Origin of the sequence: Marinitoga sp. 38H-ov (genome assembly GCF_011057715.1) — a bacterium.
In the GTDB taxonomy this organism is placed as follows: Bacteria; Thermotogota; Thermotogae; order Petrotogales; family Petrotogaceae; genus Marinitoga.
This window is the reverse complement of the sequence record NZ_LNGH01000047.1, coordinates 1-15,893: the sequence shown is the minus strand read 5'-3', so window position 1 is coordinate 15,893 and position 15,893 is coordinate 1. Positions and strand designations below refer to the sequence as shown.

Genomic DNA, 15,893 nt, shown 5'->3' with positions numbered 1-15,893 from the left:
AAAACTAGTTAGAAGTATTTATTATATGCTTAAAAATAATTCATCCTATAATCCTATTGAATTATCTCAATCTTCTAAAAAAATGGTGTTTTTAAAGGATGATAGTAATAATCAATAATAATAATTAAGCGTTTACAATTAACAAAACAACTAAATAATTCTAATTTTTGCACCATGTGCATAATATTTGTTTTACTCTTTTTTCTATCTGTATTATTCTGAATTCTTGTTATTTTTCATCTTTGTTAATTTTCATTGTTTTTTTATTTCCCTCTTGACTTATTACCGGAGACTATTTAATATATGAATCACTTCTCATTATTTATGAATCACTTCTCATTTTACCTCTTTTTACATTAAAATAAAAATGCATTAATATTCAATTATCTTATGTTTAGAATGTTTATTCTTATTTAAAGATAATTATTTATTATTTTTATAATAATTCTTTTTTTGAATTTTTATATTTTATGTTATAATTAAATAAATATATTGAGAGGTGATTCATATGTTTTTTGAGGAATTAGGTATATATTATGAAGTTCATGGGGAGGGCAAACCTTTAGTACTATTAAATGGTATAATGATGAGTACTGCAAGTTGGATAGAGCATATTAAAATATTAAAGAACTATTTTCAAGTAATTGTATATGATATGAGAGACCAAGGAAAGTCATCTAAATTATCTATAAAATATGATATTTCTGTTCATTCTGAAGATTTAAAAAAGTTATTAGAACATTTAGGATTAAAAAAAGTTAATTTATTGGGATTATCATATGGAGGTCAAGTGGCAGAAATATTTGCTTCTAAATATCCTGAATATGTTGATAAATTAATACTTTCTAATACAACATATAAAGTAGATAATTTTTTAGCTTCTGTAGGGGAAGCTTGGAAAGTAGCAGCAAAAACATATGATGGAGAATCATTTTTTGATCTAGCTTTACCATTTATATATTCGAAAACATTTTATAATAATAATTATAATTGGTTAAAAAATAGAAGAAAAATTTTCAAAGAATTATTAACTAAAGAATGGTTTGATGGTTTTATTAGATTAGCTTCATCAAATCTTAATTTTGATGTTTCTAATGAAATTGAAAAAATAAAATGTGAAACATTGTTAATAGCTGCAGATGAAGATATAATAACGCCTATCTCTGACATGGAGTTTATAAACAAAAAAATAAAAAAGTCAGAGATGGTTATAATTAAAAACTCAGGGCATGCTGCTTTTTTAGAAAAAATAAATATTTATTGTAATATAGTAAAAGGGTTTTTAATATAATATATTAAAATATAATACTTATCAATATTGGTATTATAATAGATAGAATTACTCCTTGTCCAAAACTAATTAGTATTTTTTCTTTTTTTACATATTTTGAAACTACTCCCAGTAATGTATCCATTGCTGGAGCACCTGCAATACCAATTGCACCATTTTCTGATATTTTTGAATATATTGGAATAAGTAAAATACCTAAGACCTCTCTAATAACGTTAGATAAAAATGCAACAGCTCCAAGAAAAGGTGAATATAAAGAACTTATCATAATTCCTGAAAGAGAGTACCATCCCATACCAGCTGCTGCCCCTAAGGATTCTTTAAAACTTAATTGAGTAAAAAAAGAAACAAAACCACCAAAAAGCAAACTACCTATTATCACCAAAAATGATTGTATAATAATTATTCTTAAACTACTCTTAATTTTATGCAATATTTTTTCCTCAGAACCTATGTCAACTCCCACAGAAAAAACAAGTGCCATAAGAAGTATTGTAATTATATTTTCTGAAATTTGTAAATCAAAATAATAACCTGTTATAATTCCAAAAACAACAGCGGAAATTAATAGAATCATTTTTTATCACCTTTATCTAAAAAGATTTTTTCATATATTGTAGGAAGTAATGCGCTACCAATTAAAGAAAATAATGCAATAAAAAATGCTAAATAACCTATTTCTGATAATTGTGTAATTAGATTTTTATCGGCTCCAATTTCATAACCCATAAAAAATAATAATAATATAGTTATAAAAGTTACGATGTTAATTTTTTTAAAAATTTTAAGTTTTTTGTTCATTCCTATGATAAAACCGAGAATAAATGAACTTAATATTAAATAAAGCATTATATTCCTCCTATAAAAAACTGGCAACTAAATTAGTCGCCATTTTTTTCATTATAATATAAATCTATGATTAATTTAATTTCACCTGCTCCTTTATCTAACATTTTAGCAATATCATTTATACTTATTCCTTTTTTATATTGTTCGATTATTTTTTCTTTTAATAATTGTTCTGGAGATTTTTCTTTCTTTTTTTCATTAAAAGAATTTTGAAGCTCATAAAATTCATTATTAAAATTATTATCAATATCATTTTTAATATTATTTTTTGTATAAAATGGTTTTTCAATGCTATTTGAATCGAGTTTAGAAAATCTTGAATTATCAATTTTATTTTTAATTAAATTTTTATTATTAACATTTTTATTGTTAACTCTTTTAATTTCATCATTTTTCTTTTCTAAATCCGTTAACATAGAAAAAGATTTCATATAAACTTCATCAGCATCTTTTATTAATTGATCTAAAAGTTCAATTTTGTTATCAAGAGCCCTTAGTCTTGAAGAGGTTATTTTTTGAAATCTTGCTAATAAAGTATTAGATTGATCCTCAATTGAGGAATCTATTGATATGGAAAAATTATTAAATTTTCTCCACAATGAAATTAAAAGAGAAAGATTAATTAAAGAAACAATAGATAATATAATTAACCAAATAAAAATTATTAAGTAAATCATATTTATTTCCTTTCTAATATAACTTTAGGAAATTCAATTTCTCCAGTATTTTTCCATAATAGATATTCTTCAGTAATCTCAGTAGGGTTTGGAACTACTTCAATAAATTCCCAGTTATTTGGTTTAAATATATATAAAGTTGAGTTATCTAAATTAATTTTTTGATCTGGCAATGAAAATTCATATTTATTATCATTCAAATTTAGTATAAATCCTTTTATTTCAGATTTTTCAATTACATTAATTTTGTATCCATCATTTGTCGAAACTGTTGATTGAACACTTATTAGTTCAAAATTTCTTCCAGTTTTTTTAGTAAGATTAGCGATGAAATCTTCATAAACCTTTCTTTTTTCATTATCAGGTTTATTATAACTAGATAATAAATTGTTATATGATTTTTCATCTTGTGCTTGAACTACAACCTCTGACAACATTACAATATTACCGTTTTCTTTAATATAATAATAATTTTCATTTTGTATAATGTCAAAATTAACTCGTGCATTTCTAGCCATAAATATATTTATAATACTAATCCCAGCAATAAAAATTAAAGCTATAATGATAAAATTATTTGAACTTTTTCTTTTATATTTTTCAGACATATAAAAACCTCCTTGAAAATTTATTTTTCTTATTATATAATACCACAAAATGTGGTAAAATTAAAGAAGTATATGCAAAAGGAGGAGATTTTGTGAGAATATTGAGTGGAATGCGCGCAACTGGTAAATTACATTTAGGACATGTTTTAGTTTTAGAAGATTGGAAAAAACTTCAAGATGAAGGAAATGAAACTTTCTTTTTTGTCGCTGATTGGCATGCATTAACAACGCATAAAGAAGAAAGTTATATTATATATAAATCTACTCTTGATATAGTAAGGGGATATTTAGCTGCCGGAATTGACCCAAATAAGTCAACTATTTTTGTCCAATCAGCAATAAAAGAACATGCTGAATTATATTTGTTATTTAATATGTTAATTTCTGTAAGTAGATTAGAAAGAATTCCAACATACAAAGAATTGAAAGAAAATTTAAGTAATAGAGATTTATCAACTGCTGGATTCTTGACATATCCTGTTTTACAAACAGCAGATATATTAATATACAAAGCAAATGCTGTTCCTGTTGGGGAAGATCAATTATATCATATTGAATTAAGTAGAGAAATTGCTAGAAAATTTAATAATTTATATAAAGAAGTATTTCCTGAACCAGATCCAATTGTAACAAGAATTCCAAAACTTCCTGGTACTGATGGAAGGAAAATGTCAAAGAGTTATGGTAATATTATAATGATAGATGAAAATTCTGATAGTTTAAAAAAGAAAATTATGCCCATGATGACAGATCCTGCAAGAATGAGGAGAACAGATCCTGGAAATCCGGAAAAATGTCCTGTATGGGATTATCATAAAGCATTTACTTTTGATCAAAATGAGTTAAATTGGGTAGTTAATGGATGTAAAAGCGCAGAAATAGGATGTGTTCAGTGTAAAAAACTACTATTAAAAAATATGGAAAATAGATTAAAACCTATTTGGGAAAATTATAGTAAAATATCAGATGAAGATGTTTTAAATGTAATTCATGAAGGAAATAAGAAAGCATCTGAAGTTGCTAAAAAAACTTTAGAAGAAGTCAGGGAGGCAATGAATCTTAGGTGGTGAAATAAATGCTTTCAGAGTTAAATATAGAATTAGATATTTTTTCTGGCCCTTTTGAAATATTGGTTGATTTAGTAAAAGAAAAAAAAATACCTGTAAGATTGTTATCTGTTTCTAAAATAGCTGATATATTTAATAATTATATAGAAGATAATTACGATAATTTAGATGATTTAGGAGAATTTTTAAGAATTGCCTCGTATTTAACTTTATTAAAATCAAAAGAGTTATTGCCAAGATCTGAGGAAGATACTGAATTTACAAAACAAAGGAATACACTATATAATATTATTGAAGATTATGAAAGAATTAAAGAAGCAATGAAAAAAATCCAGGCAGATTTTGGTAAGAATAAAATAAAACAACCTATAAAAGTTAAAGCTGCTAGATTTGATAAAAATAAAATTCATGAACAACTAGAATTTTATATGAGTGATTATATAAAAATACAACAAAAACTTGAAATATTAAGAGAATATTTTACTGTTGAAGAAGCATTAGAGGAATTAAAAGAAAAAGAAAAATTTACATTACAAGAATTATATGGTTATTCTAATAGAGAAAGATTGAAATTTATAGTATATTTTTTAGCATCATTAACACTTGTCAGAAATGGAATTCATTATGTAAATGAAAAATACGAGTTTATAAAAAACAAAGAAGAGGTGCCAATAAATGCAGGATAAGCATTTAATGCCAATTATTGAAGCTATGCTTTTTTCTAAACCAACGGGATTTAGTTCAAAAGAAATAGCTGAAAAATTAAACGAAACAGAAGAAAAGGTAAATTCTGTTTTGATTGATATATGGGAACATTATAATTCTGAAATTCATGGAATTGAACTAGAAAATTTTGAAGGGAAATATAGATTTACTATTAAGAATGAAATAAAATCAATATTAAATCCAAAACCCAGAACATTTTCTTTAACGGAGTCGCAATTTGAAATACTGGCTATATTATTATTAAATGGTCCTTCCTCAACAACTGAAATAGAAAAGTCGAGAGGAAAATCCTCATACAATCAGATAAAAAAATTAATTGAAATGGGATTAATTGTTAAAAAAAGAAAAGAAAATACTAAAAATCGTTATATATATGATTTATCTGAAATGTTTTTTGAATTATTGCCTGAAAAAACTATAAATGAATTAAGAGGTGCTAAAATTGATAAAGCTTCAAACATTTCTTCAGAAAATAGGTGAAGGTTCACGAAGGGAAATAGGAAATTTAATAGTTTTAGGTAAGGTCAAAGTTAATGGAGAAATAGTTAGAGAACCATGGTTTAAAGTTGTAGAAGAGGATATTATAGAAATAAATAATAAAAAAATTTATGTAAAAGATGAGATTAATAATATTGATAATTATGTATATTATTTAATTCACAAACCCATCGGCTATTTATCTGCATTAAAGGATGATAGAGGTAGGAAAACAATATCAGATTTAATTAAAGATAAAATAAAAGAAAAAGTATTTCATGTTGGTAGATTAGATTATAATACTTCAGGAATAATGCTATTAACCAATGATGGGGATTTGGCAAATTTATTATTGCACCCTAAACATAAAATATATAAGACATATAAAGTTTTAGTAAATAAACATATTAATAATGAAGATTTGAAAAAAATAGAAAATGGTATTGTTATTGAAGGTGGGTATAAAACACAACCTGCTACTATAGAAAAAATTCAAAAAAAAGGAAAATATTCAGAAATAACTTTAAGTATTCATGAAGGTAAGAAGAGACAAATTAGATTAATGTTTAAAGCTTTGGGATATAATGTTCTTAAATTAAAAAGAATAAAGTTTGGTCCGTGGTCAATAGAAGAAGTAAAAAATCCTGGTGACATAAAAAAATTAAGTTCTAAAGAAATATTTGAGTTTAAAAAATATTTAAAAAGTTAGGGGTTCCCCTAACTTTTTTTATTAAAAAAACATTTTAATTTCCTTGACAGATGAAAATTTTGTGTTATAATTAAATAAAACCAATAAAATAAAAAAATCTCTTTTTTTTGAGTATATTTGTTTCGGGGGTGGAATAATGAGTTCTTTGTTGAACGATGAAATGATAAAAATAGTTAATGCTGAGCATCATGACCCTTTTTCTGTATTAGGAATTCATAAATTAAGTGAAAATGAAATAGTTATTAGAACATTTCATCCATTTGCTGAAAATATAGAAATTATAAATTTAAATACTAAAACAAAAAGAAAATACTTAATGGAGAAAATACACCCTGATGGACTTTTTGAAAAAGTATTAAAAAGAAAAACTTTTTTTAAATATGAATTTAAGTATACTGATAAAATGGGAAATACTTGGAGTTCAAGAGATCCATATAGTTTTTTACCTATGATAACAGAATATGATTTATATTTATTTAATGAAGGCAATAATCATAAAATATATGAAAAATTAGGAGCTCATCCTTTGAAAATAGATGATGTTGAAGGAACATATTTTGCTGTTTGGGCTCCAAATGCTAAAAGGGTTAGTGTAGTTGGGAATTTTAATAATTGGGATGGAAGAGTCCATCAAATGAGAGTACTGGGTTCCTCAGGTGTTTGGGAAATTTTTATTCCACTTGTAAGAGAAGGTGATTTATATAGATTTGAAATAAAAACCAAAGATGGTAATATACTATTAAAATCTGATCCATATGCGTTTTTTACAGAATTTAGACCAAATAACGCATCAATTGTTTATAATATAAATAATAAATATAAATGGAAAGATAAAAATTGGATTGAAAAGAGAAAAGAAACGAATTGGTTTGAAAAACCAATTTCAATTTATGAAGTTCATTTAGGTTCTTGGAAAAGGAAAAATGATAATGAATTTTTAAATTATAGGGAACTAGCTCATGAAATTGCTGACTATGTAAAAGAGCATAATTACACACATATTGAAATATTGCCAATTTTAGAACATCCGCTAGATGAGTCATGGGGGTATCAAGTTACTGGATATTTTTCACCAACTAGCAGATTTGGTACACCAGAAGATTTTATGTATTTTGTAGATTATATGCATCAAAATAATATAGGAGTTATATTAGATTGGGTACCTGGTCACTTTCCTAAAGATTCTCATGGATTAGGTAAATTTGATGGAACTGCATTATATGAGCATATGGACCCAAGAATGGGGGAACACCCGGATTGGGGAACATATATTTTTAATTATGGGAGAAATGAAGTAAAAAACTTTTTAATATCAAATGCATTATATTGGTTAGATAAATTTCATATAGATGGTTTGAGAGTAGATGCTGTAGCTTCTATGCTTTATTTGGATTTTAGTAGAAAAGATGGTGAATGGGTACCTAATATATATGGCGGAAGAGAAAATTTAGATGCTATTGAATTTTTGAAATATTTTAATAAAATAACGCATCAATACTTTCCTGGTATATTAACAATAGCTGAAGAATCTACGTCTTGGCCTGGTATAACAAAACCTATTGATTTTGATGGATTGGGATTTTCTATGAAATGGAATATGGGGTGGATGAATGACTCTTTAAGGTATATAGAAAGAGATCCATTATATAGAAAATATCATCAAAATGAGTTAACTTTTTCTATGGTATATGCATATTCAGAAAACTATGTATTAGTATTATCGCATGATGAGGTTGTTCATGAGAAAGGATCTATGATAAATAAAATGCCTGGTGATTATTGGCAGAAATTTGCTAATTTAAGGTTATTTTATTCATATATGTTTGCACATCCTGGTAAAAAATTATTATTTATGGGAAATGATATTGCTCAATTTAATGAATGGAATTGTAATAAATCATTAGATTGGAATTTATTGGATTTTGAATCTCATAGAAAATTATTAAAATTGGTTACAGATCTTAATTATTTATATATTAATCTTCCGGAGTTATATGAATTAGATCATTCGCCAGATGGATTTGAATGGATAGATTTTAAAGATGAAGAAAATAGTGTTATATCTTTTATTAGAAAAGGTAAAAAAGATGATGATTTAATTATTGCAATTTTCAATTTTACTCCTGTTGTTAGATATAATTATAGGATTGGAGTACCAAGAGAAGGGTTTTATAAAGAAATATTAAATACTGATTCAGAAATATATTGGGGAAGTAATGTTGGAAATCAAGGAGGAGTTTTCTCAGAAAAAGTGCCATTCCACGGTAGAGAAAATTCTATTAATATAACGTTACCTCCCCTAGCAGGAATATATTTTAAATGGCATAAAAATAAATAATATATACCTCCAAAGTAATCAATACTTTGGAGGTTATTTTATATACTTAAAACTTTATAATTATTTTTTAAGTAATGAGTTAACGGTTCACCTGTATATCTTACATTAATTCCTAATTCTTCTAATTCATTAGATATATTATACTGATCACTGCACCATTTACATGCTTCTACAATAACATTTATGTCTATAAGTTTTTTTATATCATCGCTAAATTTCTCAATAGCTTTTAGTTGTGAAGGCCCCCAAATTATAAGAACTACTTCATCAAACCAACCTTTTTTCTTAGAATTATATACATATGGAAAAATCATTTTTGAAAAAGTTTCCTCATTTTCAGTTGTCCAAAGAACGGCTAATTTATCCATTTAATTACCTCCTACTAATAATATTATAATATCATTAACATTTGTTCCTGTAGGACCAATTTTTAATAAATCTCCAGCTTCTTCAAGAGCATTATATGTGTCATTATTTTCAAGAAAAATATATGGATCTAAGCCTTTTGTTTTTAATTTAATTGAGGTAAAACCATCAACTATTCCTCCAGCGGCATCTGTAGGTCCATCTGTACCATCAGTTCCAACTGATGCAAAAGCAATATTTTTTAATCCCTCTACTTCTAACGCAAAAGAGTAAGATAGTTCTTGATTTCTTCCGCCTAAACCATTTCCTTTAACATTTACAATTGTTTCTCCACCAGCAATAATAGCACATGGTTTTTTTATTGGATTGTTATATTTTAGTTCTTCTAGTGCTATATTTGCAAAAAATTTGCCAGCTTCTTTTGCTTCACAACTTAACGATGTTGTTAATAATAATGCATTATAACCTAAATCTTTTGCTTTTTCAAAGGCCTTTTCACAAGCAATCTTAACACTTCCAATTATTATATGTTGTGCATTAACGATATTTTTAGGGGGTTCTTTGAATAATACTTTTTTAATACTATTATTTACATTAATATTATATTTTTTTATAATATCTTCAATTTTTTTTGATGAATTTATATCTTTATATGCAGGACCTGAAGCTATGGATTCTAATTTATCCCCTAAAACATCAGACAGAACTAATGCTTTTATTTTTTTTGGATATACTAAATTTGCAAACTTACCACCTTTTACTTTTGATAATCGCTTACGTATTGCATTAATTTCATTTATATTAGCTCCAGATCTTAATAATTGATGTGTAATATATTGGATTTCATCTAGAGAAATATTGTCTTCTGGTAATTCAAATAATGATGAGCCACCACCAGAAATTAAAAATAATATAATAAAATCATCTTCTAAACTATTTATAATTTCTAAAACCCTTTTTGTAGCTTTAATAGAATTTTCATCTGGAATAGGATGACCAGCTTCATAAATTTCTAAACTATCAATATCCCCTAAGTTATGATTGTATTTTGTTATTACTATACCCGACTTAATATTTTCTTTTAATTCTTCTTTTGCTGCTTTAGCCATTCGCCATGCAGCTTTTCCAATAGAAAGTAAAAATATTTTTTCATTTAAAATATTCATTTTTTTAATATTTTTTCTTACAGAATTTTCAGGTAATACTGAATCTATTGTATAATTAATTATTTTTAATAAATCGTTTTTTAAAATAAGAACCACCTCTAATTAAAATTAGTTATAATATATTATAACATAAAAAAATAGGAACCAAAAGGTTCCTAAATTATTGGATATTCTATAGTTATTTGAGCAATTTTATATACTACTTTATCTAAATAATAAGAGTTTCCACCGCCATTATACCATCCTATTGCATGAGTTATATCTCCATGAAGTTCTCTTAAATAATTTAAATATGCTGTTCCTACTAATATATTATATTTAGGATCGTATAACAATCTATCTTTAATCCAGTTTAAATCTAATTTATAATAATCATATTTTTTGAAAATATCTATATACATTTCTATAATATATTTTGCTGTCTCAGGACGAATTTGCATATATCCAATTTCTCCGTATTTTCCAATAACATTTCTAAAATTAGTTTCAGTATCAATAATAGCTGCTATTAAAATTGGAGATATTTGAAATTCTTTAGATGCAATTAAAATAGATTCTGCTAGCAAAACTCTTCTATCTGGTTTTAGCTCATTTCCAGTCGTTAATTTATATTCCTTATTCATAAAATCTGTTAAAAATAATTTTAAATTTGTTTCGCTAGTTAAATTATAACTTTTTGTTTCACCAAAATTAATTATAGTAATAAAAATTAACAATAAAATAAATATATGTTTTTTAATACTATCACCTCCATGTTATTTTTCAAGAATAATAGAAGAAAAACCTTCTAATACTATATAATTATCTTTAATTATTCCTTGTCCATATATTTTATATGATTTATATGTTTCTTTCTTTACTTTTGTTTTCTGTGGTTTAATATTATGATAAACTTTTATTTCTTTATTGTGTGATTTTAAAATATAACTAATTGTAAATCTATCATTAAATAAGTTTGAAATAAGAGAATTTTCTAACCATTTATTTTCTTTTCTAAAAGAAATAAGATCCTTGACATGATTTAATATCGATTGCTTAATTTTTTCTTGTTCTTCAACTGAGATAAAATTATATGGAGGATTAAATTTGCAACCTTTCCATTCTGTTTGTCCGGGGCCAAATCCAGATTCATACCATTGCATGGGTTCTTGGGAGTCTTCTGTATAATTCACATCAATTATTTTCCCACGCATACCGATTTCATCACCATAATATATAAATGGATAACCTGGTAAAGTCATTAAAATATTAAAAGCCATTTTAGACATATTTATATCTTCGTTAAAAGTTGTCATTAATCTTTCCATATCATGATTTGTAAAGAAATTTCCTGATATGGATTTAATACTACCTGATATATAATGATGTAGTGTTTCATTAATTCCTTGAACTAATATTCTTGGATCATGATATTTAATTGTATCTTTTATATAATATGAAAATGGAAAGTTAAATTCAACATCAAAAATTCCATGATATTTTTTAACAATTTCTGGAGAATCCCATATTTCACTAATTATTATAGCGTTTTTATTAATATTTTTTATATAATTAACCATTTCATTCCAAAATTCAATGTTTTTTTCATGTTGATATTTAAATTTCATATTTTCTATATCATAGTCAAAAATATGTTTTGCAGCATCTAATCTAAATCCATCAACTCCTAAATCTAACCAGAATTTAAAAATATTTTTTATTTCATTCCATAATTCTTTATTTTCAAAATTTAAATCAGGAGATGATGATCCAAATAATCCATAAAAATATTTGTTTTTATATTTGAACCATATCAAACTATCGTCCCAATGTCTTTTTTCTTTTAAATTAGTTTTTTCATTTGCCCATACATAATAGTTTTTGTATTTCTCGTCTCCATTTACAGCTTTTTGAAACCACTCACATTTTACAGAAGTATGGTTAATTGGTATATCCAATATTATTTTTATGTTTCTATTATGTGCTTCTTGGATTAATTCTTTAAAATCATCGATATTTCCATAAGATGGATTTATAGAATAAAAATCGATAACTGTATAACCATGGAATGCAGCCGATTGCATAATTGGTAACAACCAAATACCTTCTACTCCTAATTCTTTTAAATAATCTAATTTCATTGTGAGTCCTTTTAAATCTCCAATTCCATCATTATTTGAATCATAAAAAGATCTTACAAATAGTTCATAAAATACCATGTTTTATCCCCTTTCTATGATATAATATAATAAATCTTATTCTTGAGGTGAAAAGATGAAGATTTATTCTATAAAAAGTATTTATTTTTTTTCTATTATTATATCATTAATTTCTTTTATAATATCTTTTATTATAATATCATCTTTATTAAAACAAAATGAACAAGTAAATAAATTTTATGAAAATACAAAATTAACAATTAATGTTTCGAGCGATTTATTGGAAAAAAATTTTGATGATTATATCATTAATTATTTTTCATCATCTTTCAAACCATCCATATTATTTAGAGCTGAAAATAATGAATTTATAGAATTTAATTATAAAAAATTTTTAAAAAGTTTATTTTATTATGATATTTATATTACAGGAATTAAAAATAATGATTTATATTTATTAGTTGAGAATAACGGTATTAAAAATTTTTTTAAATTAAATCTATATAAAATTTTAGATGAATATTTTTCTAATATAACTTTGGATTTTGAATATTATATAACTGATAATGATAATAATTTTCTATATGGTAATAAAACTCTTTTTAATAAATATAATAGTTTAATATTATCAAATAAAATAACTAAAGAAAGATCATATTATTTAAGTGATTTTGAAATTTTTTTTGATATATTAAAAATTAGAGTATTTTTTAAAGTTAGGTATTTTAATCATATTATTGATTATTATAAAACAATAATTTATTCATTAATTATAAGTTTTATATTTACTATTGTATTTATATCATCAATATATAATTATATTTATAAAAATTACAATATAAATATGTCTTTATTGAAAAATTTTAATATAGAAAAATTGTTAAATAGTGATTTTAAATATATAAAAACCCCAATAAGAGAATTTAATGCTCTATTTGAAATATTAATGAAAAATTTAGAAATGATAAAAACGCCTTTTGTTAATGCAATTTACGAAAATGATATACTCAAAAAAAATATTAATGTTTTAAAAAGTGAAAATAATGCTATTGTATTGTTTTTAGAATCTTTTAAAAAATTATTATATGGGAAAATGAATTATAGATCTTTTGAATTAAATTTCAAAAGAATTATTGATGACTTACCATTTGAATCTGATTTAGTTAAAGAGAATTTAAACATGTTATTTGAAGAATTGAGTTTGAAAATTATTGAAACAGAAAATATAAAAAATAACTATTATGAACAAATAGAAATTTTATTTCAAATACTAGGTAAAATATCAGAGATAAAAGAATACAGTATAAAACATAATAAATTATTAGGGGATTTATCTCTTTTTATTGGTAAAAAATTAAATTTAGACGAAATATCATTAAAGGGTTTGTATTACGGAGCTATATCACACGATATTGGTAAATCATTCATTCCAGATAATATATTATTAAAACCATCTTCTCTTAATAAAGAGGATTGGGAATTAGTAAAAAAACATACCAAATATGGATTCTTATTGGTAAAAAATATAAATATTCATCCATTTAATATAATTTCAAAAATAGTTTTAACTCATCATGAAAAATGGAATGGTAAAGGGTATCCATATGGACTATCTGAAGATGAAATTCCTATAGAAAGTAGAATAATTTCAATAGTAGATGTATTCCTTGCCTTAATATCTGATAAACCATATAGAAAGTCTTATTCTGTTGAAGAAGCTCTTGAAATAATAAAAAAAGAAAAAGGAAAAAGTTTTGATCCTAAAATTGTTGATATATTTATAAGAAATTTTAATGAAATAAAAAAAATTATAAATAAATGAAATGCCATCTTAAGGCATTTCATTTTTTATTTTATTTAAAAAATTTTCTTTAGATAAAATTTCTATAACATATCCATTTTTTACTTTAATTTTACTCTTTATTCCAATATTATTTTTTATTTTTTCTAGTTTCCATAAATCTTTGTATTCAAAAAAGAATTTTTCAGATTTTATAATATTAAATTCTATCAATTTTTTTTCTAATTCTAATAAAAATTCATGAATGCTTTCTTTAGATTTTGCACTTACAAATATAGCATTTGGATATAATGTTTTTATATGTTGAATTTGATCAAAGTTTAATTTATCTATTTTATTAAAAACTAAAAATTTAGGTATATCATCTATTAAAATATTATTTATTGTTTTATCTACTATTTTTAATTTATCATCAAAAGTTTCTTCACTAATATCTATCAATTCAATAATTGCATCTGCATAATTTATTTCATCTAAAGTTGATTTGAATGATTCAATTAATTCTATTGGTAATTTCCTAATAAATCCTACAGTGTCAGAAAATATGGAAGGCAGTCCTGATGGAAAATGGACTTTTCTTGCAATAGTTGATAAAGTAGAAAATAACTTTTCTGAAATCAAAATATTATCATCATTTGTCAATCCTTTTAGTAAAGTAGATTTCCCAGCACTTGTATATCCTAAAATAGATATTTGAGTTATATAAGAATCATTTCTTTTTTTATTTTTATTTTTTCTTACTTTTTCTAATTCCTTTAATTCTTTTTTTAGATGATTAATTCTATCTTTTATATTTCTTCTTTTATATTCAAGTATAGTTTCACCAGAACCTCTTGTTCCAGTTCCAGAACCCCTAGCCCCACCACCTATTCTCGATAGATCTTTACCCATTCCAATTAACTTTGGTAATTCATATGTTAAAGTAGCTAATTCAACTTGTAATTTTGCTTCAGCTGTTCTAGCGTTTCTTTTAAAAATTTCTAAAATAACCTCATTTCTATCAATAATTTTAATATCTCCTAAAAACTTTTCTATATTTCTTCTTTGGGAATTAGATAAAGCATCATTAAAAACAACTACATCAATATTATATGTTTGAATTACTTCTAAAAGATCTCTAAATTTTCCCTTTCCAACATAAAATTTTTTATCATAGTCATTTCTTTTTTGAATTATTTCTAATTGAATTTTAATGCCTATATTATTACATAATAGTTTTAACTCTTCGATTTGTTTTTTAAAATCTAAATCTCCAGTATTGATAGCTACTATAATACCTGAAATATATATATCTTTCATTATATCAACTCCTATTTTTATTAAATTATACATAATATTTTTTACAAATAGGAATAAAAGAATTTAATATAATAGTGTATTATAAAATAGTCTCCGGTAATAAGTCAAGAGGGAAATAAAAAAACAATGAAAATTAACAAAGATGAAAAATAACAAGAATTCAGAATAATACAGATAGAAAAAAGAGTAAAACAAATATTATGCACATGGTGCAAAAATTAGAATTATTTAGTTGTTTTGTTAATTGTAAACGCTTAATTATTATTATTGATTATTACTATCATCCTTTAAAAACACCATTTTTTTAGAAGATTGAGATAATTCAATAGGATTATAGGATGAATTATTTTTAAGCATATAATAAATACTTCTAACTAGTTT

The 15,893-nt window shown here is 24.0% G+C and carries 16 protein-coding genes; 7 read left to right on the top strand and 9 right to left on the bottom strand.

Features of this window, described 5'->3' with window-relative positions; translation table 11 throughout:
- The first annotated feature begins 508 nt into the window (after nt 1-508).
- Nucleotides 509-1,291, top strand: a complete 783-nt coding sequence (locus AS160_RS09770; protein WP_165148350.1) for an alpha/beta hydrolase — start codon at nt 509-511, stop codon at nt 1,289-1,291.
- A 4-nt stretch (nt 1,292-1,295) separates the two neighbouring features.
- Here the strand turns inward: AS160_RS09770 and AS160_RS09765 are convergent, their stop codons facing one another.
- From AS160_RS09765 to AS160_RS09750, 4 genes are read right to left on the bottom strand one after another with little or no spacing between them, the layout of a single operon-like run.
- Entirely contained in the window at nt 1,296-1,868 is a 573-nt protein-coding gene (locus AS160_RS09765; RefSeq protein WP_165148347.1) for a lysine exporter LysO family protein, read from the bottom strand.
- A complete protein-coding gene (locus AS160_RS09760) occupies nt 1,865-2,140 on the bottom strand; it encodes a LysO family transporter (RefSeq protein ID WP_165148344.1) in 276 nt (91 codons plus the stop codon). The genes AS160_RS09765 and AS160_RS09760 overlap by 4 nt, the downstream gene beginning before the upstream one ends.
- Nucleotides 2,141-2,172: 32 nt before the next feature.
- Complete coding sequence (locus tag AS160_RS09755) at nt 2,173-2,817, bottom strand: hypothetical protein (protein WP_165148341.1); 645 nt, start codon at nt 2,815-2,817, stop codon at nt 2,173-2,175.
- Between the two features lie 2 nt (nt 2,818-2,819).
- On the bottom strand, nt 2,820-3,425 hold the full coding sequence (locus AS160_RS09750) for a DUF4897 domain-containing protein (protein ID WP_165148338.1): 606 nt from the start codon (nt 3,423-3,425) through the stop codon (nt 2,820-2,822).
- 92 nt (nt 3,426-3,517) lie between these two features.
- Between AS160_RS09750 and trpS the strand changes: the two genes are divergently transcribed.
- The 5 genes from trpS to glgB all read left to right on the top strand — a co-directional run bounded on the left by trpS (nt 3,518) and on the right by glgB (nt 8,742).
- Nucleotides 3,518-4,495, top strand: coding sequence for a tryptophan--tRNA ligase (trpS, locus tag AS160_RS09745; protein ID WP_165148335.1), 978 nt, complete (start codon nt 3,518-3,520; stop codon nt 4,493-4,495).
- A gap of 5 nt (nt 4,496-4,500) precedes the next feature.
- Nucleotides 4,501-5,178 (top strand): hypothetical protein, encoded by a 678-nt coding sequence (locus AS160_RS09740; RefSeq protein ID WP_165148332.1) that lies wholly within the window; start codon nt 4,501-4,503, stop codon nt 5,176-5,178.
- On the top strand, nt 5,168-5,698 hold the full coding sequence (locus tag AS160_RS09735) for an SMC-Scp complex subunit ScpB (RefSeq protein WP_165148329.1): 531 nt from the start codon (nt 5,168-5,170) through the stop codon (nt 5,696-5,698). Before AS160_RS09740 ends, AS160_RS09735 begins: the two co-directional genes overlap by 11 nt.
- On the top strand, nt 5,661-6,404 hold the full coding sequence (locus AS160_RS09730; RefSeq protein ID WP_165148326.1) for a pseudouridine synthase: 744 nt from the start codon (nt 5,661-5,663) through the stop codon (nt 6,402-6,404). The genes AS160_RS09735 and AS160_RS09730 overlap by 38 nt, the downstream gene beginning before the upstream one ends.
- A 136-nt stretch (nt 6,405-6,540) precedes the next feature.
- Nucleotides 6,541-8,742: a 1,4-alpha-glucan branching protein GlgB gene (glgB, locus tag AS160_RS09725; RefSeq protein ID WP_165148323.1), complete on the top strand. Its 2,202-nt coding sequence runs from the start codon at nt 6,541-6,543 to the stop codon at nt 8,740-8,742.
- A gap of 38 nt (nt 8,743-8,780) precedes the next feature.
- Here the strand turns inward: glgB and AS160_RS09720 are convergent, their stop codons facing one another.
- From AS160_RS09720 to AS160_RS09705, 4 genes are all read right to left on the bottom strand, one after another.
- Nucleotides 8,781-9,110 carry a DsrE family protein gene (locus AS160_RS09720; protein ID WP_165148320.1) on the bottom strand — a complete coding sequence of 110 codons (330 nt, stop codon included), beginning with the start codon at nt 9,108-9,110 and terminating at the stop codon, nt 8,781-8,783.
- A complete protein-coding gene (locus tag AS160_RS09715; RefSeq protein ID WP_165148356.1) occupies nt 9,111-10,361 on the bottom strand; it encodes a glycerate kinase in 1,251 nt (416 codons plus the stop codon).
- A gap of 68 nt (nt 10,362-10,429) precedes the next feature.
- Nucleotides 10,430-10,990: a transglycosylase SLT domain-containing protein gene (locus AS160_RS09710; protein WP_241244258.1), complete on the bottom strand. Its 561-nt coding sequence runs from the start codon at nt 10,988-10,990 to the stop codon at nt 10,430-10,432.
- Between the two features lie 39 nt (nt 10,991-11,029).
- On the bottom strand, nt 11,030-12,472 hold the full coding sequence (locus AS160_RS09705) for an alpha-amylase family glycosyl hydrolase (protein ID WP_165148317.1): 1,443 nt from the start codon (nt 12,470-12,472) through the stop codon (nt 11,030-11,032).
- Between the two features lie 55 nt (nt 12,473-12,527).
- Here AS160_RS09705 and AS160_RS09700 point away from each other — a divergent pair, with 55 nt between their 5' ends.
- Nucleotides 12,528-14,234: an HD-GYP domain-containing protein gene (locus tag AS160_RS09700; RefSeq protein WP_165148314.1), complete on the top strand. Its 1,707-nt coding sequence runs from the start codon at nt 12,528-12,530 to the stop codon at nt 14,232-14,234.
- Between the two features lie 9 nt (nt 14,235-14,243).
- On the opposite strand, the gene hflX is transcribed toward AS160_RS09700, so the two are convergent.
- Nucleotides 14,244-15,512 carry a GTPase HflX gene (hflX, locus tag AS160_RS09695; RefSeq protein ID WP_165148311.1) on the bottom strand — a complete coding sequence of 423 codons (1,269 nt, stop codon included), beginning with the start codon at nt 15,510-15,512 and terminating at the stop codon, nt 14,244-14,246.
- Between the last annotated feature and the right edge of the window lie 381 nt (nt 15,513-15,893).

Excerpts from the sequence above, each read along its gene's own strand:
- AS160_RS09770 (WP_165148350.1), top strand. The coding sequence starts at position 509 with ATGTTTTTTGAGGAATTAGGTATATATTATGAAGTTCATGGGGAGGGC.
- AS160_RS09765 (WP_165148347.1), bottom strand. The coding sequence starts at position 1,868 with ATGATTCTATTAATTTCCGCTGTTGTTTTTGGAATTATAACAGGTTAT.
- AS160_RS09760 (WP_165148344.1), bottom strand. The coding sequence starts at position 2,140 with ATGCTTTATTTAATATTAAGTTCATTTATTCTCGGTTTTATCATAGGA.
- AS160_RS09755 (WP_165148341.1), bottom strand. The coding sequence starts at position 2,817 with ATGATTTACTTAATAATTTTTATTTGGTTAATTATATTATCTATTGTT.
- AS160_RS09750 (WP_165148338.1), bottom strand. The coding sequence starts at position 3,425 with ATGTCTGAAAAATATAAAAGAAAAAGTTCAAATAATTTTATCATTATA.
- AS160_RS09740 (WP_165148332.1), top strand. The coding sequence starts at position 4,501 with ATGCTTTCAGAGTTAAATATAGAATTAGATATTTTTTCTGGCCCTTTT.
- AS160_RS09735 (WP_165148329.1), top strand. The coding sequence starts at position 5,168 with ATGCAGGATAAGCATTTAATGCCAATTATTGAAGCTATGCTTTTTTCT.
- glgB (WP_165148323.1), top strand. The coding sequence starts at position 6,541 with ATGAGTTCTTTGTTGAACGATGAAATGATAAAAATAGTTAATGCTGAG.
- AS160_RS09720 (WP_165148320.1), bottom strand. The coding sequence starts at position 9,110 with ATGGATAAATTAGCCGTTCTTTGGACAACTGAAAATGAGGAAACTTTT.
- AS160_RS09705 (WP_165148317.1), bottom strand. The coding sequence starts at position 12,472 with ATGGTATTTTATGAACTATTTGTAAGATCTTTTTATGATTCAAATAAT.
- AS160_RS09700 (WP_165148314.1), top strand. The coding sequence starts at position 12,528 with ATGAAGATTTATTCTATAAAAAGTATTTATTTTTTTTCTATTATTATA.
- hflX (WP_165148311.1), bottom strand. The coding sequence starts at position 15,512 with ATGAAAGATATATATATTTCAGGTATTATAGTAGCTATCAATACTGGA.